The sequence below is a fragment of the Kribbella sp. CWNU-51 genome, from assembly GCF_054073265.1.
The window spans coordinates 73,980-95,120 of record NZ_JBSXMZ010000009.1; the positions used below are offsets into that span (position 1 = coordinate 73,980).

The 21,141-nt window shown below is 67.9% G+C and carries 20 protein-coding genes and 1 tRNA gene; 13 read left to right on the plus strand and 8 right to left on the minus strand.

Annotated features, from left to right (window positions below; all coding sequences use genetic code 11):
* Window positions 1-10: 10 nt before the first annotated feature.
* Both ACXC9Q_RS14175 and ACXC9Q_RS14180 read left to right on the plus strand, forming a co-directional pair.
* A complete protein-coding gene (locus ACXC9Q_RS14175; RefSeq protein WP_457056964.1) occupies window positions 11-1,528 on the plus strand; it encodes an alpha/beta hydrolase in 1,518 nt (505 codons plus the stop codon).
* A gap of 22 nt (window positions 1,529-1,550) precedes the next feature.
* Window positions 1,551-3,002: a flavin-containing monooxygenase gene (locus tag ACXC9Q_RS14180; protein ID WP_457056965.1), complete on the plus strand. Its 1,452-nt coding sequence runs from the start codon at window positions 1,551-1,553 to the stop codon at window positions 3,000-3,002.
* 231 nt (window positions 3,003-3,233) lie between these two features.
* Here the strand turns inward: ACXC9Q_RS14180 and ACXC9Q_RS14185 are convergent, their stop codons facing one another.
* Window positions 3,234-4,607, minus strand: coding sequence for a cystathionine beta-synthase (locus tag ACXC9Q_RS14185; protein ID WP_457056966.1), 1,374 nt, complete (start codon window positions 4,605-4,607; stop codon window positions 3,234-3,236).
* Window positions 4,608-4,683: 76 nt separating this feature from the next.
* On the opposite strand from ACXC9Q_RS14185, the gene ACXC9Q_RS14190 reads away from it, so the two are divergent.
* Together ACXC9Q_RS14190 and ACXC9Q_RS14195 are read left to right on the plus strand one after the other, a co-directional pair.
* Window positions 4,684-5,703: an SGNH/GDSL hydrolase family protein gene (locus tag ACXC9Q_RS14190; protein ID WP_457056967.1), complete on the plus strand. Its 1,020-nt coding sequence runs from the start codon at window positions 4,684-4,686 to the stop codon at window positions 5,701-5,703.
* Between the two features lie 130 nt (window positions 5,704-5,833).
* Window positions 5,834-6,064, plus strand: coding sequence for a DUF4287 domain-containing protein (locus ACXC9Q_RS14195; RefSeq protein ID WP_405068816.1), 231 nt, complete (start codon window positions 5,834-5,836; stop codon window positions 6,062-6,064).
* A 137-nt stretch (window positions 6,065-6,201) separates the two neighbouring features.
* Here ACXC9Q_RS14195 and ACXC9Q_RS14200 read toward each other — a convergent pair whose 3' ends face one another.
* Together ACXC9Q_RS14200 and ACXC9Q_RS14205 are read right to left on the minus strand one after the other, a co-directional pair.
* Entirely contained in the window at window positions 6,202-7,029 is an 828-nt protein-coding gene (locus ACXC9Q_RS14200) for a Bax inhibitor-1/YccA family protein (RefSeq protein ID WP_457056968.1), read from the minus strand.
* A gap of 298 nt (window positions 7,030-7,327) precedes the next feature.
* Window positions 7,328-8,089 carry a DUF4118 domain-containing protein gene (locus tag ACXC9Q_RS14205; protein ID WP_457056969.1) on the minus strand — a complete coding sequence of 254 codons (762 nt, stop codon included), beginning with the start codon at window positions 8,087-8,089 and terminating at the stop codon, window positions 7,328-7,330.
* A 61-nt stretch (window positions 8,090-8,150) separates the two neighbouring features.
* Between ACXC9Q_RS14205 and ACXC9Q_RS14210 the strand changes: the two genes are divergently transcribed.
* The 3 genes from ACXC9Q_RS14210 to ACXC9Q_RS14220 all read left to right on the plus strand — a co-directional run bounded on the left by ACXC9Q_RS14210 (window position 8,151) and on the right by ACXC9Q_RS14220 (window position 11,637).
* Entirely contained in the window at window positions 8,151-8,651 is a 501-nt protein-coding gene (locus ACXC9Q_RS14210; protein WP_457056970.1) for a DinB family protein, read from the plus strand.
* A 43-nt stretch (window positions 8,652-8,694) separates the two neighbouring features.
* Window positions 8,695-9,933, plus strand: a complete 1,239-nt coding sequence (locus tag ACXC9Q_RS14215) for a GNAT family N-acetyltransferase (protein WP_457056971.1) — start codon at window positions 8,695-8,697, stop codon at window positions 9,931-9,933.
* Window positions 9,934-10,329: 396 nt separating this feature from the next.
* Window positions 10,330-11,637, plus strand: a complete 1,308-nt coding sequence (locus tag ACXC9Q_RS14220) for an NAD(P)/FAD-dependent oxidoreductase (protein WP_457056972.1) — start codon at window positions 10,330-10,332, stop codon at window positions 11,635-11,637.
* An 86-nt stretch (window positions 11,638-11,723) separates the two neighbouring features.
* Here ACXC9Q_RS14220 and ACXC9Q_RS14225 read toward each other — a convergent pair whose 3' ends face one another.
* Window positions 11,724-12,380, minus strand: coding sequence for a response regulator (locus ACXC9Q_RS14225; RefSeq protein WP_457056973.1), 657 nt, complete (start codon window positions 12,378-12,380; stop codon window positions 11,724-11,726).
* 67 nt (window positions 12,381-12,447) lie between these two features.
* A complete protein-coding gene (locus ACXC9Q_RS14230; protein WP_457056974.1) occupies window positions 12,448-13,569 on the minus strand; it encodes a sensor histidine kinase in 1,122 nt (373 codons plus the stop codon).
* 104 nt (window positions 13,570-13,673) lie between these two features.
* On the opposite strand from ACXC9Q_RS14230, the gene ACXC9Q_RS14235 reads away from it, so the two are divergent.
* From ACXC9Q_RS14235 to ACXC9Q_RS14250, 4 genes are all read left to right on the plus strand, one after another.
* Window positions 13,674-14,180 (plus strand): glycine cleavage system protein R, encoded by a 507-nt coding sequence (locus ACXC9Q_RS14235; RefSeq protein WP_329481436.1) that lies wholly within the window; start codon window positions 13,674-13,676, stop codon window positions 14,178-14,180.
* A gap of 2 nt (window positions 14,181-14,182) precedes the next feature.
* Window positions 14,183-14,734: a peptide deformylase gene (locus ACXC9Q_RS14240; protein WP_457056975.1), complete on the plus strand. Its 552-nt coding sequence runs from the start codon at window positions 14,183-14,185 to the stop codon at window positions 14,732-14,734.
* Window positions 14,735-14,760: 26 nt separating this feature from the next.
* A tRNA-Leu gene (locus ACXC9Q_RS14245) sits at window positions 14,761-14,843 on the plus strand.
* Between the two features lie 540 nt (window positions 14,844-15,383).
* The gene (locus ACXC9Q_RS14250) at window positions 15,384-15,935 is read left to right on the plus strand and encodes an AAA family ATPase (RefSeq protein WP_457056976.1); all 552 of its coding nucleotides are present in this window, start codon (window positions 15,384-15,386) and stop codon (window positions 15,933-15,935) included.
* Window positions 15,936-15,983: 48 nt separating this feature from the next.
* Here the strand turns inward: ACXC9Q_RS14250 and ACXC9Q_RS14255 are convergent, their stop codons facing one another.
* Window positions 15,984-16,574 carry a DinB family protein gene (locus ACXC9Q_RS14255; protein WP_457056977.1) on the minus strand — a complete coding sequence of 197 codons (591 nt, stop codon included), beginning with the start codon at window positions 16,572-16,574 and terminating at the stop codon, window positions 15,984-15,986.
* A gap of 536 nt (window positions 16,575-17,110) precedes the next feature.
* Between ACXC9Q_RS14255 and ACXC9Q_RS14260 the strand changes: the two genes are divergently transcribed.
* A complete protein-coding gene (locus tag ACXC9Q_RS14260; protein WP_457056978.1) occupies window positions 17,111-17,815 on the plus strand; it encodes a GAF and ANTAR domain-containing protein in 705 nt (234 codons plus the stop codon).
* 114 nt (window positions 17,816-17,929) lie between these two features.
* Here the strand turns inward: ACXC9Q_RS14260 and ACXC9Q_RS14265 are convergent, their stop codons facing one another.
* Window positions 17,930-18,760, minus strand: coding sequence for a uracil-DNA glycosylase (locus ACXC9Q_RS14265; RefSeq protein ID WP_457056979.1), 831 nt, complete (start codon window positions 18,758-18,760; stop codon window positions 17,930-17,932).
* Window positions 18,761-18,853: 93 nt separating this feature from the next.
* Complete coding sequence (locus ACXC9Q_RS14270) at window positions 18,854-20,275, minus strand: MFS transporter (RefSeq protein WP_457056980.1); 1,422 nt, start codon at window positions 20,273-20,275, stop codon at window positions 18,854-18,856.
* A gap of 130 nt (window positions 20,276-20,405) precedes the next feature.
* Here ACXC9Q_RS14270 and ACXC9Q_RS14275 point away from each other — a divergent pair, with 130 nt between their 5' ends.
* Window positions 20,406-20,981, plus strand: coding sequence for a TetR/AcrR family transcriptional regulator (locus ACXC9Q_RS14275; RefSeq protein WP_457056981.1), 576 nt, complete (start codon window positions 20,406-20,408; stop codon window positions 20,979-20,981).
* Window positions 20,982-21,141 lie beyond the last annotated feature (160 nt).

A 21,141-nucleotide genomic window follows, 5' to 3' on the forward strand; every position in this document is an offset into this window, starting at 1 on the left:
CTTACAACGGATGGAATCGATCCACGACCATCCGGAGAACCACACCATGCTGTCTTCCGTACGACGATCCGGCGCACTGCTGCTCATGGCCTGCACCCTGGTCGCCGGCCTCACGACCGCGGCGGCCGAAGCCGTCCCGAAGCTGACCTGGAAGCCGTGTGACGGCGGCTTCGAGTGCGCGACCGCGAAGGTCCCGCTCGACCACCGCAAGCCCAGTGGGCAGAAGGTCGAGCTCGCGATGATCCGCAAGCCGGCCACCGACCAGGCGCATCGGATCGGCTCGATCTTCGCGCTGCCCGGTGGTCCTGGTCAGAGCGGCCTCGACATCATCCGCAGCCAGCCACCGCAGTTGCTCCAGCTGTTCGCGAAGTTCGACGTCGTCGGCTTCGACCCGCGCGGGATCGGCGCGAGCCGGCCCGCTCTGGACTGCGGGTCGGCCGACCCCGGAACGGTGCGCCACAGCCGCGCCGACGTCGTCGACAGAGCGTCGTACGAGCAGACGATGCGGGCCTATCAACAGGCTTGTCTGCAACGGAATCCGGCGCTGCTGCCACACATGAGTACGGCGAACACCGCTCGCGATCTCGACCTGCTCCGGCAGGCGGTCGGCGATCAGAAGCTGACGGCGCTCGGGATCTCGTACGGCACGAACATCGGCGCGACGTACCTGAGCATGTTCCCCGGCCGGACCCGCGCGATGGTGCTCGGCAGCGCCGAGGACGTCCGCGGCAGCAACGCCCGGCCGGTCGACACCTGGCGGAGCCAGACCGCGTCCTTCGAGAACGAGCTCGACCGGTTCTTCGCCGCGTGCGCCGCGGCCGGTCCGCGCTGCGGGTTCGGCGGCCGTGATCCGGAGACGGCGTTCGACGCACTCGTTGCCAAGCTCAACAAAACACCGTTGCCCACGGACGATCCCCAGGGACCGCCGGTGACCGGCGACGAGGTGTTGTCGGCTGCCACCTCCGCGATGTACGCGACCAGGTTCTGGCCGGTGTTCGCCGACGCGCTAACCCAGGCCGACGGCGGCGACGCCAACCCGATGGCGGCCTTCGCCCGGGCCGACGACGGCTTCGGATCCGCCGACGTGTTCAACGCCGTGACGGCGGTCGACGCGAACTGGCCCACCGGTCCCCGCGAGCGCTTCTACGCCGACGGGCTCGACAACCTCGCGATGTTCGACCACTTCTGGTGGCTCGGCGGCGGCCTGGACGACATGTACTACGGCACCTGGCCGGTCGAGGACCGCGACGCGTACCACGGCCCGATCAGCAACCCCGCCTGGGCGCCGCCGGTCCTCGTCGTCAGCAACACCCACGACCCGGCCACGCCGTACGTCGGTGCGAAGCGGCTGACCGCCGACCTCGGCAACGCCCGCCTGCTGACCTACCAGTCCGACGGCCACAACTCGATCACCAGCGGTGACCCGTGCCTGCTCGGTCCGATCGTCACTTATCTCCACGACGGGACGACGCTGCCGCCAGAAGGCACCGTGTGCGTGAACCACACAGAACCATTCCCAGCCGGGTGACTCGCCGGTAACCTCGGCTGGTATGGCTGAGGTTGTCATTGTGGGATCCGGGTTCGCCGGGTTGTGTATGGGCATCAAGTTGCAGCAGGCCGGGTGTGAGGACTTCGTCATCCTGGAGAAGGCGGACGACCTCGGCGGCACCTGGCGGGACAACACGTATCCCGGCTGCGCCTGCGATATCCCGTCGTACCTCTACTCGTTCTCGTTCGAGCAGAACCCGCGCTGGACGCGGATGTTCGCACCGTGGGACGAGATCCTCGCCTACCTGCGGCACTGCGCGGACAAGTACGGGATCGCGGACCGGATCCGGTACGGCGCGGAGGTCACCGAGGCGGTGTTCGACGAGGCGACCGGCCGGTGGACCGTGACCGTGAACGGCTCGGAGACGATCGAGACCCAGGCCCTGGTCGCGGGCGTCGGCAGCCTGCACCGGCCCAAGCTGCCCGACATCCCGGGTCTCGACTCCTTCGGCGGTACGACGTTCCACTCGGCGCAGTGGGATCACTCCCAGGACCTGCGCGGCCGGAACGTCGCGGTGATCGGGACCGGGGCATCGGCGATCCAGTTCGTTCCGCAGATCGCCTCGGAGGTCGCCCAGCTGGACGTCTACCAGCGGACGCCACCGTGGATCACTCCGAAGCCGGATCGCTCGATCGGCCCGTGGGAGCGCCGGCTGCACGAGCGGTTCCCGGCCGGGCAGCGGGCGATCCGGAACGCCGTCTACTGGGGACTCGAGGGCCGCGGCGCCGGCTTCGCGGGCAACCCGAAGCTGATGAAAGGCCTTGAACTCCAGGCGAAACGTCACCTACGCAAGCAGGTCGCCGATCCCGAACTGCGCGCCAAGCTGACCCCGGACTACCAGATCGGCTGCAAGCGGATCCTGCTCTCGAACGACTACTACCCCGCGCTCACCCGGCCGAACGTCGACGTCGTCACCACCCCGATCGCGCGGGTCACGCCGACCGGCGTGGTCACGAGCAACGGGACCGAGCGGGCCTGCGACACGATCGTGCTCGGCACCGGCTTCGAGGTTTCGGCCAACCTGACCCGGATGCCGATCCTGGGCAAGGACGGGGTCGACCTGGCCGACCACTGGAAGCGCACCGGCATCGGCGCCCACCTCGGCATCACCGTTGCCGGCTATCCCAATCTCTTCCTGCTGGTCGGGCCGAACACCGTGCTCGGCCACTCCTCGATGGTCTTCATGATCGAGGCCCAGGTCCGCTACGTGATGCAGGCCCTGCACCTGCTGCGTCGCCGCGGAGCGTCATATGTCGAGGTCCGCGAGGACGCCCAGGAGCGGTTCGTCGAGGGGGTCCAGAGCGAACTGGACGAGACCGTCTGGCATTCGGGCTGCAACAGCTGGTACCTGGACGCCGCCGGCCGCAACTCGACCACCTGGCCCGAGTTCACCTTCTCCTACTGGCGCCGCACCCGCCGCCTCGACCCAGCCGACTTCGTGCTGGTCCACTAGGGGTTTCCCCGCACTCCTGAAGTAGGAGTGGGCAGGGTTCGCCGTACGACCTTGGGATGAAGGCAAGACCGGTCCTCGGGCCGATGTCCGGACCGCTCCACTGAAGGATCCTTGAGGTATGGAAATCCTTCAGATCGCTGGAGCGGCAGTCATCGTGATCGGCATCGTGATCACGGTCCTGCTCGCCATCGTGCCCTCGGTCGTCGACCGATAAGTCTCCCCGTCAGGGAGTCAGTCGGCGGACAAGTGGACCAGGAGGTCCTGCCGGGTCAGAACGCCCACCGGCTTGCCGTCGTCCAACACCATCAGGGCGTCCCGACCCTCGAGCAGCTCGACCGCCTTGGTGACCGGTTCGCCCGCGCCCAGGGACGGCAGCGCCGGGTCCATGTGCAGCTCGACCATGTCGGCCAGCCGCGCCTTGCCGGAGTACAGGGCGTCCATCAACGTCCGCTCCGACACCGAGCCGGCCACCTCGGCCGCCATCACCGGCGGCTCGGCCCGGACGACCGGCATCTGCGAGACGCCGTACTCGCGCAGGATCTCGACCGCCTCGGCGATCGTCTCGTGCGGGTGGGTGTGCACCAGCGGCGGCAGGCTGCCGTCCTTGCCGGCCAGGATCTCGCCGAGCGTGACGCCGTGCCGGGCGTGCGCGAGGAACCCGTACTGCGCCAGCCAGTCGTCGTTGAAGACCTTGGTCAGGTAACCGCGGCCGCCGTCCGGCAGCAGTACGACGATGACGGCTTCCGGGTCGTCGAGCTCGTGGGCCAACCGGATCGCGGCCGCGGCCGCCATGCCCGCCGAACCGCCGACCAGCATGGCTTCCTCGCGGGCCAGCCGCCGGGTCAACGCGAACGAGTCCGCGTCCGACACCTCGATCACCCGGTCGCAGATGGTCCGGTCGTACGTGTCCGGCCAGAAGTCCTCACCGACGCCCTCGACCAGGTACGGCCGGCCGGTGCCGCCGGAGTACACCGAGCCCTCCGGGTCGGCGCCGATGATCTGCACCTTCCCGCCGGAGACCTCCTTGAGGTACTTCCCGACGCCCGTGATCGTGCCGCCGGTGCCGATCCCCGCGACGAAGTGGGTAATCTTCCCGCCGGTCTGCTCCCACAGCTCCGGACCCGTGGTCTCGTAGTGCGAGCGCGGGTTGTTCTGATTGGCGTACTGGTTCGGCTTCCAGGCGCCATCGATCTCGCGGACCAGTCGGTCGGAGACGTTGTAGTAGGAGTCCGGGTGCTCCGGCGCGACCGCGGTCGGGCAGACCACGACCTCCGCGCCGTACGCCTTGAGCACGTTGCGCTTGTCCTCGCTGACCTTGTCCGGGCAGACGAAGACGCACTTGTAGCCCTTCTGCTGGGCGACCATCGCGAGCCCGACCCCGGTGTTGCCGGAGGTCGGCTCGACGATCGTGCCGCCGGGCTTGAGCTCGCCGGAGGCCTCCGCGGCCTCGATCATCCGGACCGCGATCCGGTCCTTCACCGAGCCGCCGGGGTTGAAGTACTCGACCTTGGCGAGCACGAGCGGCTTGGCGCCGTCGGTCGTCTTACCCAGCTTCACGAGCGGGGTGTTGCCGACCAGGTCCAGGAGAGATTCTGCGTAGCGCACAGCTTCACTCTAGTGATGCTCGTGTCGTTTCCCCTATTTCACTTGCTTGTACATCACAGCGTGTAATCCTTGACTCATGAGTAGAGCCGGGGCCGCGAAGCGACTGGCCCAGGCCGCAGCCGTAGGGGGCGGGGGACTCGGGCTCATCGGTGCCACGTTGTACGGCGTACTGACGGCTGAAGCCGAGTATGCCAAGCGCGTGATCGGACCGATGCGCTACTACCCGACTCCGGGCGACGGCCTGTTCGGCCGGTATCCAGGACGTCCGATCACCTTCGCCATGATCGGCGATTCCAGTGCCGCCGGTTACGGCACGGACTCGCCGGACGAGACCCCGGGCGTGCTGCTGGCGTCCGGCCTCGCCGAGTTGGCCCAGCGTCCGGTGCGGCTGGCCGACGTGTCGAAGACCGGCGCGAAGTCGACCGATCTGGCCGCCCAGGTCGACGCCGCGCTGCAGGCCGGACCGCATGTGGCCGTCATCCTGATCGGCGTCAACGACGTGAAGGCGAAGATGCCACCGTCAACCTCCGTGCGGCTGCTGTCGACCGCGGTCCGCAGGTTGCGGGCCGCGAACTGTGAGGTGGTGGTGGGTACCTGTCCGGACCTCGGCGTGATCCGGACGATCATGCCGCCGCTGCGGCAGGTCGCCCGGTCCTGGGGCCGCCGACTGGCCGCCGCTCAGACCATCGCAGTGGTCGAGGCAGGCGGCCGGTCCGTGTCTCTGGGCTCTCTGCTCGGCGAGGTGTTCCGGACCAACCCGTCGATGTGGGGGCGGGACAACTTCCACCCCTCCGCCACCGGGTACGCCGCCGCCTCCGCCGCACTGCTGCCGTCGGTGGCGGCAGCGATGGGGGTCGGGCCGGAGTCCTTCGTGCCACCGGAGACGTTCCGGGGCGAGGCGATCCTGCCGATCGCGGAAGCCGCGGTCCAGGCCGCCCAGACCGCGGGGACCGAGGTCGCGGCCACCGAGGTCGCCGGGCACGAGCGCGGTCCGCGCGGACGCTGGGCCACCCTTCGCCATCGCCGCCGGCACCCGGAGGCCGACGTGGAGCGCATCGACGAGGGGACCGCGGACACCGTACCGGTAGGGAAGTGAACCGGGTCCCCGGATTCTTCAGGTTGTGCGTCCGCTGAGCGGCGACATACATGAAGAAGGTCTTGCCTGTGGGCGTCCTCGTGGTGCACAGTCGATAACTACGCGGTACCCCGATAAACGGGAGGCGAAGATGGGCTTGAGCCACTCCGAGGAGACGCACCAGCGTCTGGTGGAGAGGGTGCCCAGGTGCACCGGACGCGAGATGACCGAGTGGTTCGAGCTGATGAACGACGGACCGTCGTTCCTGCGCTTCGATGACAGAGTGAGATGGCTTTCCAGCGAGTACGCCCTCGCGCACGGGCACGCTACAGCCATCGTCCACGAGTACGACCTGGTCAAGGCGCACCGGCGAATGGGCTGACGAGCCGAACAGGAGTCTGAGAAAACAGAAGGCCTGCCCTTTCAGGTGGAGGGGCGGGTCTTCTTCGTATGTTCGCAGTGTGCGGAAAAGCCGAAGGGCCGGCGAGTAGGCCGGCCCTTCGGTTCGTTCGTGGGGGGTCAGTCGCCGCCGCGGAGGATGGCGAGGATGCGCAGAATGTTCCAGTAGAGCCAGACCAGGGTGACGGTCAGGGCGAACGCGGCCCGCCAGGCCTCGTTCTGCGGGGCGCCGTTGCGGACACCACGCTCGATCAGGTCGAAGTCGAGGATCAGGTTGAAGACCGCGAGTCCGGCACCGAGCGCGGCGAACACCAGACCCATCACGCCGAACCCGGCGATCCCGGTGTTGACGCCGAACAGGCTGACGATGAAGTTGATCAGGATCACGCCGGCGAAGCCCATCGTCGCGATGATCACCATCTTGGTGAATCGCGGCGTCACCTTGATCGCGAAGTACTTGTACGTCGCCAGCGTCAGACCGGCCGTCACCAGAGTGGCGAGCACCGCCTGCACGATGATGTCCGAGTCACCGACCCAGTTCGCGATGAACTTGCTGCCGATCCCGAGGAAGACGCCCTCGGCCGCGGCGTACACCATCACCAGCGCCGGGTTCACCTTACGGGAGAACGACAGCACCATCGCGAGGATGAACGCCAGCAGGGCACCGGCCAGGAACGCCGGGGTGACCAAGCTGACCGGGATCGTGTTCCAGGCGATCACGGCGACTACCGTCACGACGCCCAGAGTGGCGGCGGTCCGGACGATCACGTCGTCCATCGTCATCGGGCGGCTGCCGACCGGAGAACCTTGGTACTGCTGCGGCGGGACACCTGGCCCGCCGGAGCCGTACGGACCAGGCTGGCCGTACGGAGCGGCGCCCGGATACGCCTGGCCGTGGCCAGGCGCGAACGCACTCGACCGGTTCAGGACCGGGTTACTGCTCTGCATGTCATCCTCCTGGTGACCCACATCCGGGGCCGTATCGAGATACTACGGTCCCACCCTTAACAACATCTGAGAATCACACTGCTGTTCCCCAACCGAAACCGCACAAGGGAAAACGGTTGCACACACCAATCGATTCCCGATGCGAAAGCCCTACCCCCGTACGTCGTATTCAGCGCGGGGAAGGTGGTGCTCACGGTCTGACGGCGTCGTGCCTGTATGGGCAGGCACGACGCCGGACCGGCGGCCACCCGGGACGTCTTGCTCCCGCAGGCCGGCCAGAGGGGACGGCGCAGTGCTGTCAGAGGTGCGGGTGCAGGGCCTCGTGGCTGGAGAGGGCGGCGCCGACCTGGTCTGCCAGGGCGACAGCGACGAGACGCTGTTCGAGGTCGGGGCGAGCGATCCGGGCGGCCGCGGTGAGCAGGAAGCGGCCGCGGGTCTCGCCGGCATGCTGGACGGCGAGCTCGATCTCGGAGTTGGTCGGCAGACCGTCGCGTTCGACCTTCAGTTCGTGGCTGCCGCGCGTCACCGAGCCGTCCGCGTTCAATCGCGGAGCCTGCGTCTGCTTGTCACCGGCAACGAACTTGACCCCGTCGATCCCCAGTACGGCGGTCAACTCGACGCGCACCTGCTCGATCAGGTCGTCCGTGGACCCACCGGCCGCCACCGCCTGCGAGGTGGTGATCACGCCGTCCAGGTAGCCGAGATGCCGGGACGCCCGGGCTTGTTGCCTGCGGCCCCAGATCGCGATCTCGGTGACCGCGGTGCCGATCAGCACCAGCAGCACGGTCAGCTCGACGTCGGAGCTGCTGTTGATCGTGAAGGTGTTGTAGGGCACGGTCAGGAAGAAGTCGAACCACACCGCGCTCGACACCGCCGCCAGCACCCCGGCGAGCCGGATGCCGAACGCCGCGACGGCGACGATCACCACCACCAGCAGCAGGGCGGCGTTCGCGTTGTCGAAGTTGTCGCGAAACGGGGTCAGCAGCGCACAAACGGCCGGAGGAACGAGCAGCGAACCCGCCAGCACCAGATTGCGGTAACTCTCCACACTCCTATTCACTCTCGCAACACCCCGCCGATCAACCTTTCTCACAGAGCTCTGTCGCGCTTACCGTGGTCCGATGTCCGAGATCACCCGCGTCCGGCCCGCCGAGGACGCCGACGAACACGGTACGCTCACCGGCCTGCTCGACTTTCTGCGCTCAACCGTCGAGCTCAAACTCACCGGCCTGACCGACGCCCAGGCGTTCGCCCGACCGGTCCACCCGTCCGCGTTGACGCCGGCGGGCATCGTCAAGCATCTGACCGCGGTGGAGCGGTTCTGGTTCGCGATCGACTTCGCGGGTCTCGACATCGAGTGGCCGTGGACCGAGGAGGATCCGCACGGCGGTTTCCCGATTGCTCCCGGCGACACGGTCGATGGCGTGCTGGCGTCGTACCGGGCCGAGTGCGCCCGCTCGCGCGAGATCACGGTGGCGGCCGCCTTCGACGATCGCGCCCGCTCGGACGGCATGACCTTCACGCTTCGGTACGCCGTCGCCCACCTGATCGAGGAGACCGCTCGCCACCTCGGCCACCTCGACCTCCTCCGGGAGTCGACCGACGGTCAGGTGGGCGAGTAAAACCTGTCGCGGACGATGCGGCCGGTGCATAGGTTGGTCGGTCATGGCAGAGCCTTACCGCATTCGCCCGGCCACGGCGGCCGACATCGCGTTCCTCACGCACGTCACCCTCGAAGCGACCCGCGCCCAGGGCCGCCTGGCCGCCGACGTCGACGAGGCGGAGTGGCACGCCGGGTTCGGCGCGTGGCACCGTGAGCTGCTCGCGGACGAGTCGTCCACGCTGAGCGTGATCGAGCTCGACGGCCGCCCGGTCGGCCGCCTCCGGGTCAGCCGGACCACGGAGTCCATCCAGCTCAACGGGATCCAGCTCCTGCCGGAGGTCCAGAACCGCGGGATCGGTACGGCGATCATCACCGGACTGCAGTCCGAGGCCGCGAGTACCGGCGTACCGCTGGATCTCGGCGTGGAACGGGACAACCCGGACGCTCGGCGGCTCTATGACCGCCTCGGCTTCCGCAAGATCGGCGAGGAAGCGGATGGGGACAAGCTTCGCTGGCTCTCACCCGCCGCGGCCCGGCAGAACGAGATCTGGAACGCCGACACCGCGCGAAGGTACGACACTCCGGGCAGTGGGATGTTCGCGGCCGACGTACTCGAGCCGACCGTGGATCGGCTGGCCGAACTGGCCGGCGACGGCCGGGCCCTCGAGTTCGCGATCGGCACCGGGCGGGTCGCCGTACCGCTGGCGGAGCGCGGCGTGCCGGTCAGCGGGATCGAGCTGTCCACGGCGATGCTCGAGCAACTGCGGACGAAGGCCGATGAGGCCGCGATCCCGGTGACCGTCGGCGACATGTCCGCCGTCCGCGTGCCGGGCGAGTTCACCCTCGTCTATCTGGTCTACAACACGATCTCCAACCTGCTCACGCAGGAGGAGCAGGTCGCGTGCTTCCGGAACGCCGCCCGCCACCTCTCCCCCGGCGGCTGCTTCGTGATCGAGCTCTGGGTCCCCGAACTCCGCCGCCTCCCACCCGGCATCCCGGCCACGGTCGGGGTCGCCGACTCCGGCTACATCCTCTTGGACACGTACGACGTACTGCAGCAACACGTCGTCTCACACCACTTCCACTTCGGCGAAGGCACCCAGGCAGAGCTCTTCCGCAGCCCCCACCGCTACATCTGGCCCGCCGAACTCGACCTGATGGCCCAACTAGCCGGCCTAACCCTCGAATCCCGCCACGCCACCTGGACCGGCACCGCGTTCACCGCCGACTCCCCCTCCCACATCTCCGTCTACCGCCTGCCTGAGGAAGACCTCGCCTTGCAAGGCGAGTCCGAAGAGTGACGCTCCGGAGGAGGCCTCTCGTCCGGGGCAATTTCAGGGGTGAACCTCGGAGATGCACCCTTCTACCCACCGCATGTCCGGGGTGATGGGACCAGATCAGGGGTGAACCCCGCACCGGCCGCCGCGGCCGGCTCGGGTTCATGACTGCCTCTTCGCGTGACGCCAGGAGGCCGCCGGCGGCCTCGGCCCCTGGGGCGGCTTGCGGTTGTGTGTCGGTGGGGGTTGGCGCTGGTCGGGCGGGGGTACGGGCCTCACCATGAGGGGATGAGAGGTCGCCCGGAGGGGGGACTGTTCGGAGGGTGAGATCACTCGCGAGAGGGTTTGTGAAATCTTTCACGAGCACTTAGCGTTGAAGTGAACATGAAGTCTGAAGACCACTCAGGGAGAGTGAACCGCATGACTGCCCAGGTGCCGCACATCCTCGTCGTCGGAGGCGGTTACGTCGGGATGTACACCGCGTACGGCCTGCGCCGGGCGGCTCGCAAGGGCCGGATCCGGGTGACCGTGGTCGACCCGCGGTCGGTGATGACCTACCAGCCGTTCCTGCCCGAAGCCGCGGCCGGCTCGGTGGAGCCGCGGCACGTCGTGGTGCCGCTGCGTAAGACCCTCAAGGGCTGCCGCGTGGTGACCGGCCGGGTGACTGGGATCGACCACGCCCACAAGGTCGCCAAGGTGATGCCCGAGGAAGGCCCGGAGTACGAGCTGGCCTACGACCAGATCGTGGTCGCGCTCGGCTCGATCGCCCGGACGCTGCCGATCCCCGGCCTGGCCGAGGAGGCCACCGGGTTCAAGAATGTCGAAGAGGCGATCGCCCTGCGCAACAAGGTGCTGGACCGCCTCGACGTCGCGTCGTCCCAGCCGGACCCGGTGCTGCGCAAGTCCGCGCTGACGTTCGTCTTCATCGGCGGTGGGTACGCCGGTGTCGAGGCCTTCGCGGAGCTCGAGGACATGGCCCGCTACGCGACCCGGTACTACGACAACATCAAGCCCGAGGACATGCACTGGGTGCTGGTCGAGGCCACCGACCGGATCCTGCCCGAGGTCGGCCCGGATCTCGGCAAGTACACCGTGGACCAGCTCCGCAAGCGCAACATGGACATCCGGCTGGAGACCCGGCTGGAGTCCTGCGAGAAGGGCCACGTCGTACTCAGCGACGGCGACGAGTTCGACGCCGACACGATCGTCTGGACCGCCGGCGTGAAGGCGAACCCGGCTCTGGCCGCGACCGACTTCCCGCTGGACGAGAAGGGCCGCGTCAAGGCGCTCGCCAACCTGCGGATCGAGGGTGTCGCCGACGCCTGGACCGCCGGCGACAACGCTGCCGTACCTGACCTGACGAGTGAGACCGGCGCGTACTGCGCTCCGAACGCCCAGCACGCCGTACGCCAGGCCCGCCAGCTCGCCGCGAACATCCTCCGGGTGGTCGACGGGCAGCCGCCGCAGGACTACGAGCACAAGTACGTCGGCTCGGTCGCGAGCCTCGGCCTGCACAAGGGCGTCGCCCAGCTGTACGGCGTGAAGGTCAAGGGCTGGCTGGCCTGGTTCCTGCACCGGACCTACCACGTGTCCCGTGTCCCCACCTTCAACCGCAAGGCACGCGTCATCCTCGACTGGACGCTGGCGCTGTTCTTCCGCCGCGAGGTGACCAGCCTCGGCAGCCTCCAGACCCCGAACGACGAGTTCCGCCGCGCGACGCAGTCCTGAGCTGCTAACTGAGTCCTCACGTCCGAAGAAGTGTGGGCTGTAGCCCACACTTCTTCGGACGTTACGGGGTGGTGGCGCGAGGTTGCCTAGTGCAACAGATCGGCGTCGTGGACCAGGAGCGCGATCTGCACGCGGTTGTTCAGGTCGAGTTTGGTCAGGATGCGGGAGACGTGTGTCTTCACGGTCGGGACGCTGAGGTAGAGGGTCGCGCTGATCTCGGCGTTCGACTTGCCCTCGCCGACCGCGACGGCGATCTCCCGCTCGCGGTCGTTCAGGGTGGCGAGACGGGCGACAGCCTTCGCCTTGCGGTTGTCCTGACCTGAGGCGGCGACCCTGGTGATCAGCCGCTTGGTGACGGCCGGCGAGAGTACGGGCTGTCCGGCGGCCACCCGCCGTACCGAATCGACGATCTCGGCCGGCGGGGTGTCCTTCAGCACGAAGCCGGCGGCCCCGGCACGGAGTGCGCGCAGCACGTGCTCGTCGGCGTCGAACGTGGTCAGGATGACGACCTCGGGCGCGCCCTGACGCCGCCGTACGGCCTCCGTCGCGGTCAGGCCGTCGGTGCCGGGCATCCGGATGTCCATCAGGATGACGTCCGGCGCCAACTGGTCGATCAGCCCCTGTACGCCGCTGCCGTCACCGGCCTCGCCGACCACGCGGATGTCGGGCGCGCCGCCGAGCATCAGCTTCAGCCCAGCGCGCAGCAGCGGATCGTCATCGACGATCAGCACGCGAATACTCATGCACGTCCTCGGTTCGCTCCGTGCCCGGCCGAGGCACAAGATCGGCTGTGCTTGATGCTGAGCTCGCTCATGCCGGCCACGGTAGCCAGGCGAACAGCCGGAACTCGCCGTCGGGGGTGCGGCCGTGCTCGATCCGTCCCTCCACCAGGGCCGCGCGCTCGGTCAATCCCTTCAAACCTTGCCCATCCCCCCGCCTGCGGTTCGGCGCGGGGTTGCGGAGCTCCACCTCCAAGCCGTTGCCCGGGGCACCGGATACGGTGATCTGTACCGGCTCGCCGGGCGCGTGCTTGAGCGCGTTGGTGAGCCCTTCCTGCACGATCCGGTACGCCGTACGCCCGACGTGCTCGGGTAGTGCGCCGGGCGCGTCCAGCACCAACTCCACCGGCAGCCCGGCCTTGCGCGAACCCTCCACCAGCACGGGCAGATCGGCGAACGTCGGCTGCGGCAGCTCGCCCACCGGGGCCCGCAGTACGCCGATCACCTCGCGAAGGTCTTGCAACGCCTGGTGCGCGCTGGCCCGGATGATCTCGGCGGCCCCGGCGACCTCCGCGGTGGACGCGTCCGGGCGATAGGCCAGCGCGCCGGCGTGCACGCTCAGCAGGGACAGGCGATGGCCGAGTACGTCGTGCATCTCGCGGGCGATCTCCTCGCGAGCTCGCAACTGGGCCTGCTCGGCCTCCAGTTTGGCGACGGTCTCGGCGCGTTCGGCGCGATCCCGCAGAGTCTGCAGGAGCTGGCGGCGCGATCGGATGTAGAGGCCCCAGCCGGCCACCGCGATGTAGATCGCGATGGCGGCGACCATGAGCGCTGTGCCATCGGCCTTGTGCCGGACCTGGATGTAGACAATCAGACTGACCGCGTTGGCCACGAAGATCAGTAGCGACGTACGCCATGGCTTGTGGATCGCGACCGTCATGATCAGGACGAGCGCCGCCCCGCTGGCCGCCTCGGAGTAGATCGAGACCACGGCCGCCACCAGCGCCAGCTGGACCGGCCAGCGGCGGCGGTACCAAAGCGTCAGGCAGAGCGCCATCCCCGACACAAAGTCGAACGCGAGCAGGCCCTGGTGGACGGGGTCGTTCTCGCCCTCGCTGAACGTCCAGATGCCGAACAGGATCGCGAGGACGAAGACGATGCTGTCCACGATCCAGTCCCGCCTGCTGCGACGGCGATGTGTGGACCCGGTCATGTCTCGAATGTAGCGGTGCGTAAGCGCTCTCCAGGGCAGTTGTGGCTGTCCGCATACCGAAGTCGCTTTCGAGAGCTACTTAGGTCGGCGGTAGGTTTCCGGGCATGAGTCAGCTCGCCGTCACCGTCATCGGCCCGGATCGCCCGGGCATCATCGCGGACGTCACGGAGGCCCTGGCCGGGACCGGGGTCAACCTCGAGGACTCCACCATGACGCTGCTGCGCGGTCATTTCGCCATGATGATCGTCTGCTCCGGGCCGTACGACGAGGTGAAGTCCGCACTCGAGCCACTGCGCGGTGAGCTGGTGATCACGGTGCGCCGGGTCGGCCCCGAACACGAGCACGCGCCGATCGGAGCGCCGTACATGCTGAGCGTGCACGGCGCCGACCGGCCCGGGATCGTGGCCGCCGTGACGCGGATGATCGCGTCGGCCGGCGGGACGATCACCGACCTGGCGACCCGGCTCAGCGGGGAACTGTACGTGCTGACCGCTGAGGTCGAGCTGCCGCCGTCCGCCGAGCTGGACATGCTCTACCGCGCACTGGACATCACCGCCGAGGAGCTCGGCGTCGGCGTCACCCTGCGCCCGGCCGAGAGCGACGACCTGTGACCGTGGCCGAATTGATTTCCGGCTGGACTCCTTCGCAGCTCGGCGTGGCCGGTGAGGTTCTGGAAGTGGTCCGCGCGCCGCACCCGGTCCTGGCGACCGAGGGCGCGACCGTGGATCCGCTCGATCCGGCGATGATCCAGCTCGCGGCGGATCTGGTCGCAACCATGCGGGTGTCGCCGGGGTGCGTCGGTCTGGCGGCGCCCCAGGTCGGCGTGGCGGCGCAGATGTTCGCCCTCGACGTGACCAATCACCCGAAGACGCGCACCCGTCACGGCGTCTTCGTGCTCTGCAATGCCGTCGTGGTCGAGGCAACCCGGCAGGAGAAGGGCCGCGAGGGCTGCATGTCCGTCCCCGACTTCACCGGCGACGTCAAACGCGCCACCCGCCTGACCGTCACCGGCGTCCTCCCCGGTACGACGGACGCCCTCACGATCACCACCGACGCCTTCGAGGCCCGCGCCCTCCAGCACGAGATCGACCACTGCAACGGCCAACTCTTCCTCGACCGCGTCGCCGGCGCCCACGCCGTCTACCCCCGCAAGGTCTACAAGTAACTTGTAACCTCAAGGCGAGCCAGCTGGCCCGGGTGGCGGAACGGCAGACGCAGCGAGCTTAAACCTCGCAGCCCTAACAGGCATACGGGTTCGAATCCCGTCCCGGGCACTGGACGAGCGCGGTCGAGCCCACGCGCGCTGTCGGCCCGCGATTCCGGGCTATCACCCGGCACTGCGCACTACCGCGCGACGGACCACCTCCACCTCTCGCCGTCTCCTGGTCAATGAGCCTCTCGTGGTGGGTGTGCAGTACGCCGAAGCCAACCTGGTCCCTTCGGGATGCCGAGCGTTGGAGCTCGTGCCGCGCCAAGCAAGGTTGGGGAGGTAATCCGGGTCACCACCTCGAAGCCGAACCCGGCGGCCAGGTGTGGGGTTCACCCCTGATCTGGTCCCCTCACCCCCGGGATGCGGTTGGTAGAAGGGTGCAGCTGCGGGGTTCTCCCTTGAAATTGCCCGGCGGAAGGCAAGTGTGCGGCAACGACCTCGACGTTTCTTGGCGAGGCACTAGCCGTTTCAGTTCCCCGCTCACGCAGACGATGCCGATGCCCGCTAGGTCGTCGAACTGGCCTGCCGCGAGCTTGCCGGTTCCCTTGAAGGCGTCTGGGAAATGTGATTGCCGGGCCGCGGGTGCGCTGACACGATTTCGGTCATGAGTGGTGTTGGGGCGTCGGACTGCTTGCTTGTGACGGGGATGCCTGGGGCCGGGAAGTCGACTGTGACAAGGCTGGTTGCGCAGCGGCTGGCGCGTTCCGCTCGGCTCGGCGGCGACGAGCTGAACAGGATGGTTGTCAGTGGCTCCGTCTGGGCGCTGGGCGAGCCTGCCGATGAAGCGGCGCGGCAGGTGGAGTTGTTGCACCGCAATCTGTGTGCGCTGGCGAACAACTTCTCCGACGCCGGTTTTACGCCCTTGATCGATGCGATGGTGCCGTCCCGCGAGAAGCTGGACTTCTTCCTTGATCTCCTCAGTGCCCGGCGGGTCTTGTTGGTTGTCCTCGCGCCGGGCATTGACGCTTGCCAATACCGCAATACCATCAGGGATCCCAGTGAGCAATTCGACTTCGACGGCTACGAGACCCTCGACGCCGACATGAAGCGCGAGTTTGGCGATGTCGGCTGGTGGTTCGACACCGCGACCCTTACCCCCGATCAAACTGCCGATCGCATCCTGCGCGAAGCAAGCCGCCGCGCCCTCGTGAACTGATTGCGGACCCGATGCGGGAGGACTACTCGGTCTCCTGACGCGCAACCGTCAGGCGTTGGCTGGGTCGGCTGCTCTGGCGGCCCGCTCGATCTTTGCGCGCTGCTCCGCCCAGAAGGCCGCCTCGTGCCTTTGCACGGCCATGCTCTCCGCGTCTGTTCCCACCGCTCCGTCGAGTCCTTCGCGAAGGATGTCGGCGTGGCCGGCGTGCCGGCTGGTCTCGGCGAGCATGTGGACCAGGATGTCGAACAGTTTCACCTCGGGGCGCGGCCACCACGCAACGTTGCCACGGGCATCGATGGCGAGCGTTTTGATCGTCGCGTCGCTGTGGTCCCACACTCGCCGATATCGGTCGATGATGTACCTGCGGGACTCGTGCTCGGTCGCCCACATGTCGGCGAGGCGCTCGGCCTCGACATCCCAGCGGGGCAACGGTTCGGGGAAGGGGCGATCGAAGACCTCGCCGAAGTACCTGGCTTCCCAGGTCGCCAGGTGCTTGATCAAGCCCAGGAGGTTGGTCCCGGTCGTGGTCAGCGGCCGGCGGGCGTCGTACTCGGAGAGCCCGTCGACCTTGGCGAGCATCGCCTCGCGGGTATGTTGCAGGTAATCGTGCAGATATGGCTTCGCGAAGTCATCGATCATGGGACAGGACCCTGCCACTCGCTCCTGGTGGGGATCAACCGCCTCTTCGGATCCGAAGACGGGCGGCGACGCACGGATCTGCCGATAGCGGAGGAGTTCACCCCGTGGGTGACGCACTGGACAGCCGGGACCTGCTGCAACGCGAACCGTGGCGCCTGTCCGAACTAGACCTCGCGGCCCCGACAGGGATACGGATTCAAATGGCCGGCACCGGTGGATGAGGTTCCCCTGGCGCTGGTCACGGCTCCGCCTTGGGGCGTGGGACTGTCCGCCGCGTTGACACCTGGGCATCCTCGCGACGCGCGTCCGGCGGCCCGTTGGCCTGGTACCGTTCAGATACCGTTGGCTTTCAATCACCGCCATTCTGGCCCTGTCGTCCTCGGTTACGCCTTTACCGGGCAGTTGCCCAGGACCGAGACAAGCGACCGATGGCTGCCGATCCGAATTACGATGCGCTGATCGACGCGCGTAGCACCCTTCGCCCTCTGCGGAGCCGGCTCACATTCGAAGCCCTTCGCGTGAAGGAAGACTCCCCCGTGAGGGTGGCGAAGACTGCGGCTGACGTATTCGCTGAGCTGGCGATCGCGCTGCACGACTTGCCGACCGTAGACGAAACCGTCGATGCAGTGGTGCACTTCGCGCTGCAGGCGCTGAACTGCAGCTACGCCGGTGTTGCCCTGCTCACCCGAGGCCGTCCGGAGATTGCCGCGGTGACCGCTCCGGTGGTCGAAGCCATCTACCAGACACAAATCAGCACTCAGCAGGGCCCGCTGGTCGCCGCTTTGCACGAGCGATCCACGGTCTTGATCCGCGACACCACGACCGAAACCCGGTGGCCGGACTGGGCGGCGCAAGTCACTGAGCTCGGCGTGCGCAGCGTGCTCGACGTTCCCCTCGCGGTCGGCAACGGTAGCGCGACAGTCGGGGTGCTCGGGTTGTACAGCACCAGGCTGGACGCCTTCTCCGACGACGACGAGGCGGTGGCGCACATCCTGGCCCGGCACGCCTCGATCGCAGTGGCCAGCGTGCGGCGAGACAAGGACCTGGCCGAGGCGGTCGATGCGCGGAAACTGGTGGGGCAAGCGATGGGCATCCTGATGGAACGGTTCGACCTGGACGCCGACCGTGCCTTCGCGGTCCTGCGACGCTACTCCCAGGACACCAACGTCAAGCTCCGCGATGTCGCCCAGCAACTCATCGACACCCGCAAACTCCCGAACGCCCCCGCCAACCCACGTTGACACATAGCCCTCTCCAGCAGCGACGTAGTCCCAACCGCAGCTGCCATGGTGCAGCGCTCCGGGTAGCGCAGGTAGAAGGTCGAGTTGGACTCCATCGCCTGATCCTGTCAGGCCTCAGAGGCCGGCGACGGTCTTGGCTCGGGTGAGGACTGTGTCGAGCATTGCTTCGGTGAGTTTGCCGGTGAAGGTGTTTTGTTGGCTGGGGTGATAGCAGCCTAGGACGGTGACTTCGCCGTACGGCGTTTCGATGGGGTGCTCTACGGCGTGGCCGAAGGGTGGGCGGGGTTTGGGGACGGCGCCTCCTACTGTGGCCAGGGCGGTCAGGAGGGCGTCGTAGCCGAATTTGCCTAGGCAGATGATGGCTTGGGTGGTGGGGAGGACCAGCTCGAGTTCGCGGCGGAACCACGGGGCGCAGGTGTCGCGCTCCTCGGGGGTGGGTTTGTTGGCAGGTGGGGCGCAGCGGACGGCGGCGATCATGCGGGTGCCGATCAGGTGGAGGCCGTCGCCGGCGTGTTCGCTGGTGGGCTGGTTGGCCAGGCCGACGCGATGGAGGGCGGCGAAGAGCCAGTCGCCGGAGCGGTCGCCGGTGAAGACGCGCCCGGTGCGGTTTCCGCCGTTGGCCGCCGGCGCGAGGCCGGCGATCAGGATCCGAGGCTCAGCAACACCCCAGCCCGGGATCGGGCGGCCCCAGTACGGCTGGTCGGCGAAGGACTTTCGCTTGCTGACGGCAACGTCTTCCCGCCACTCGACAAGACGCGGACAGGCGCGGCAGACGGAGACGCGTGCCTCCAGCTCCCGCAACTCTCCGGTCGCCGCCAACCGCGGCACCTCGGACGCATCCTCCGCCACCGGAGTACGTCGTACGGCGGGATCCTCCGGCCACCCGGTCCCCGGCGGCACCGGACTCTCGAACAACTCCCCCGTCAACGGATGCGGCAACTTCATCGCATCAGCGTAGCCAGTCGAGTCATCGCGGATCTCCGGAAAGAAGCTGCCGCCCCGTGACAGCTTCTTTCCGGAAACCGACCTCATGACGGGTCAGCCGACCAGTTCCTCGAGCGCCGGCTCAGCGACCGTGGGGCGGGGGTGGCGGATGGTGGGGATGGCTAGGGCGAGGAGGACGGCGGCTGCGGCGAAGGTGGAGAGGAGGAGGAAGGTGTCGGTGAAGCCGGATTCGGCGGGGAGGCCGTTGGGCTGGAGGTGGCCGGTGATGATCGAGCTGGCGAGGGCTGTGCCGATCGAGCCGCCGATGGTGCGGATGTTGGCGTTCATGCCGGTGGCGACGCCGGTCTGCTCGCGCGGGACGCTCTGAACGATCAAGCTGGTCATCGAGGCGTACGCAAGCCCGAGTCCGACGCCGAAGAGCGCTGTCGACAGCGCGACCTGCCACGGCTGGTCGTGGAACTCCGCGAACGCCAGCGCCGCAGCCAGGATCAGCGCGGAACCCCAGACCACCTGGGCCTTCACGTGGAACCGTGGCGCCAACGGCCCACTGAGCGAACCGGTGATGGCCATCGTGACCAGCATCGGCAGCATCAACAGACCGGCCTGCGTGACACTCGAGCCGAAACCGAACCCGGCAGCCTTCGGGATCTGCATGAACTGCGGCACGAACGCGTACACCGCGAACATCGCCGCACCGAACAGCAGCGCCACCAGGTTCGTCGTCCAGACCGCCGGCAGCCGCATCATCCGCATGTCGATCAGCGGGTTCCGCGACCGCAGTTCCACGGTGATCCAGGCAACCAGCAGTACGACGGCAGTCGCGAACAATCCGATTGTCAACAATGAACCCCAGCCCCAGGACCGGCCCGCGCTCAACGGCAGCAGTAGCGCGACCAGCCAGCCGGACAGCAACGTGGCGGCCAGCCAGTCGATCCGGCCGGGCACGCGGTTCGGCGACTCGGGGACGTAGCGGCGAACCATCACCGTGGAGAGCGAGATCACGACCATCGGGATCCAGAACAGCCAGCGCCATCCGAGCGACTGCACGATCGGGCCGGCCAGCACGATGCCGAGACCGCCACCGGCGGCGATGATGGCCGACACCACGCCTACCACGGACGGCACCCGCTCCGACGGGAACTCGTCCCGGATGATGCCGAACGACAGCGGGAACACCGCTCCGCCGACCCCTTGCAGCACGCGGGCTCCGATCAGTACGGCGATGTTCGGGGCCAGTGCGGCGATCAGGCAGCCGACCGCGAGCGCGATCAGTGCGATCAGGAGCGTGCGCTCCTTGCCGCGCATGTCGCCGATCCGACCGAGGAGTGGGGTCGCCACCGAGACCGACAGGAGCAATGCGGTGAACACCCAGGTGACGGTGCTCGGAGTCGTGTGCAGGTCATGCTGAATGACGGGCAGCGCCGGGCTCACCAGCGACTGCAACATCGAGAACGAGGCCACGACCGTCGCCAGCACAGCCAGCGTCAGTCGCGGAGAAGTTGTGTTTCCAGGCATGCAAAAGTCCTTCGAAAGGGAGGTGTGCGCGCCGGACTAAAGCGCAGAAGTTCCCCGGCCTGGTAAAGTCGAGGTATGCCTCCACTATAACGGAGGGGTGCCTCCGGTTTCAACTGGTTAGGGTGAACGCGTGGTGAATGAGCAGACCAGGCCGGCGTTGCAGGTCGACGTACGGCGGCCGACGCGGGCCGATGCGCGCCGGAACTTCGACGCGTTGCTGGGCGCTGCGCGGGACGCGTTCGCCGGCAAGGGAGCCGACGCGTCGCTGGAGGACATCGCCCGCCAGGCCGGCGTCGGGATCGGCACGCTGTACCGCAACTTCCCGACCCGGCAGGACCTCTTCAACGCCGTGTATTTCGGTGAGATCGAGCAGCTCTGCCAAGCGGCCGAGGACGTCGCCGACCTGCCGCCGTGGGAGGCCCTGACCACCTGGCTGCGCCGCTTCGTCCAGTACGCCGCGACCAAGCGCGCGATCTGGGAGTCGCTCAACCGCGACTCGGACCGGTTCAAGACGGCCCGGGAGGCGATGTACGCCGCCGGCACGCCGCTGTTCGAGCGCGCGCAGGAGGCGGGCGAGGCGCGCAAGGACGTCAGCTTCGACGACCTGCTGCGGATGGTCAGTGGACTGACCGCGGCCGGCTTCGTGGACGACGACCAGCGCGGCCGGGTGCTCGAGATCGCCCTCGACGGCGTCCGCGCCCGCTGATCACGACGGCGCGACGGCGACACTCCAGGCGTTCTCCGGGATCTGGATCTCCCCGGCGTACGGGATCACCGAACTGGCCAGTCCGCCACCCGCCGGCAGATCCTGCATCACCGTGATTTCTCTAGATCCACAGCCGGAACGGGAAGAACTCACGACGTCT

Excerpts from the sequence above, each read along its gene's own strand:
- ACXC9Q_RS14175 (WP_457056964.1), top strand. The coding sequence starts at position 11 with ATGGAATCGATCCACGACCATCCGGAGAACCACACCATGCTGTCTTCC.
- ACXC9Q_RS14190 (WP_457056967.1), top strand. The coding sequence starts at position 4,684 with ATGAGTAGAGCCGGGGCCGCGAAGCGACTGGCCCAGGCCGCAGCCGTA.
- ACXC9Q_RS14220 (WP_457056972.1), top strand. The coding sequence starts at position 10,330 with ATGACTGCCCAGGTGCCGCACATCCTCGTCGTCGGAGGCGGTTACGTC.
- ACXC9Q_RS14265 (WP_457056979.1), bottom strand. The coding sequence starts at position 18,760 with ATGAAGTTGCCGCATCCGTTGACGGGGGAGTTGTTCGAGAGTCCGGTG.
- ACXC9Q_RS14255 (WP_457056977.1), bottom strand. The coding sequence starts at position 16,574 with ATGATCGATGACTTCGCGAAGCCATATCTGCACGATTACCTGCAACAT.
- ACXC9Q_RS14210 (WP_457056970.1), top strand. The coding sequence starts at position 8,151 with ATGTCCGAGATCACCCGCGTCCGGCCCGCCGAGGACGCCGACGAACAC.
- ACXC9Q_RS14235 (WP_329481436.1), top strand. The coding sequence starts at position 13,674 with ATGAGTCAGCTCGCCGTCACCGTCATCGGCCCGGATCGCCCGGGCATC.
- ACXC9Q_RS14230 (WP_457056974.1), bottom strand. The coding sequence starts at position 13,569 with ATGACCGGGTCCACACATCGCCGTCGCAGCAGGCGGGACTGGATCGTG.
- ACXC9Q_RS14195 (WP_405068816.1), top strand. The coding sequence starts at position 5,834 with ATGGGCTTGAGCCACTCCGAGGAGACGCACCAGCGTCTGGTGGAGAGG.
- ACXC9Q_RS14250 (WP_457056976.1), top strand. The coding sequence starts at position 15,384 with ATGAGTGGTGTTGGGGCGTCGGACTGCTTGCTTGTGACGGGGATGCCT.
- ACXC9Q_RS14225 (WP_457056973.1), bottom strand. The coding sequence starts at position 12,380 with ATGAGTATTCGCGTGCTGATCGTCGATGACGATCCGCTGCTGCGCGCT.
- ACXC9Q_RS14215 (WP_457056971.1), top strand. The coding sequence starts at position 8,695 with ATGGCAGAGCCTTACCGCATTCGCCCGGCCACGGCGGCCGACATCGCG.
- ACXC9Q_RS14200 (WP_457056968.1), bottom strand. The coding sequence starts at position 7,029 with ATGCAGAGCAGTAACCCGGTCCTGAACCGGTCGAGTGCGTTCGCGCCT.
- ACXC9Q_RS14270 (WP_457056980.1), bottom strand. The coding sequence starts at position 20,275 with ATGCCTGGAAACACAACTTCTCCGCGACTGACGCTGGCTGTGCTGGCG.
- ACXC9Q_RS14180 (WP_457056965.1), top strand. The coding sequence starts at position 1,551 with ATGGCTGAGGTTGTCATTGTGGGATCCGGGTTCGCCGGGTTGTGTATG.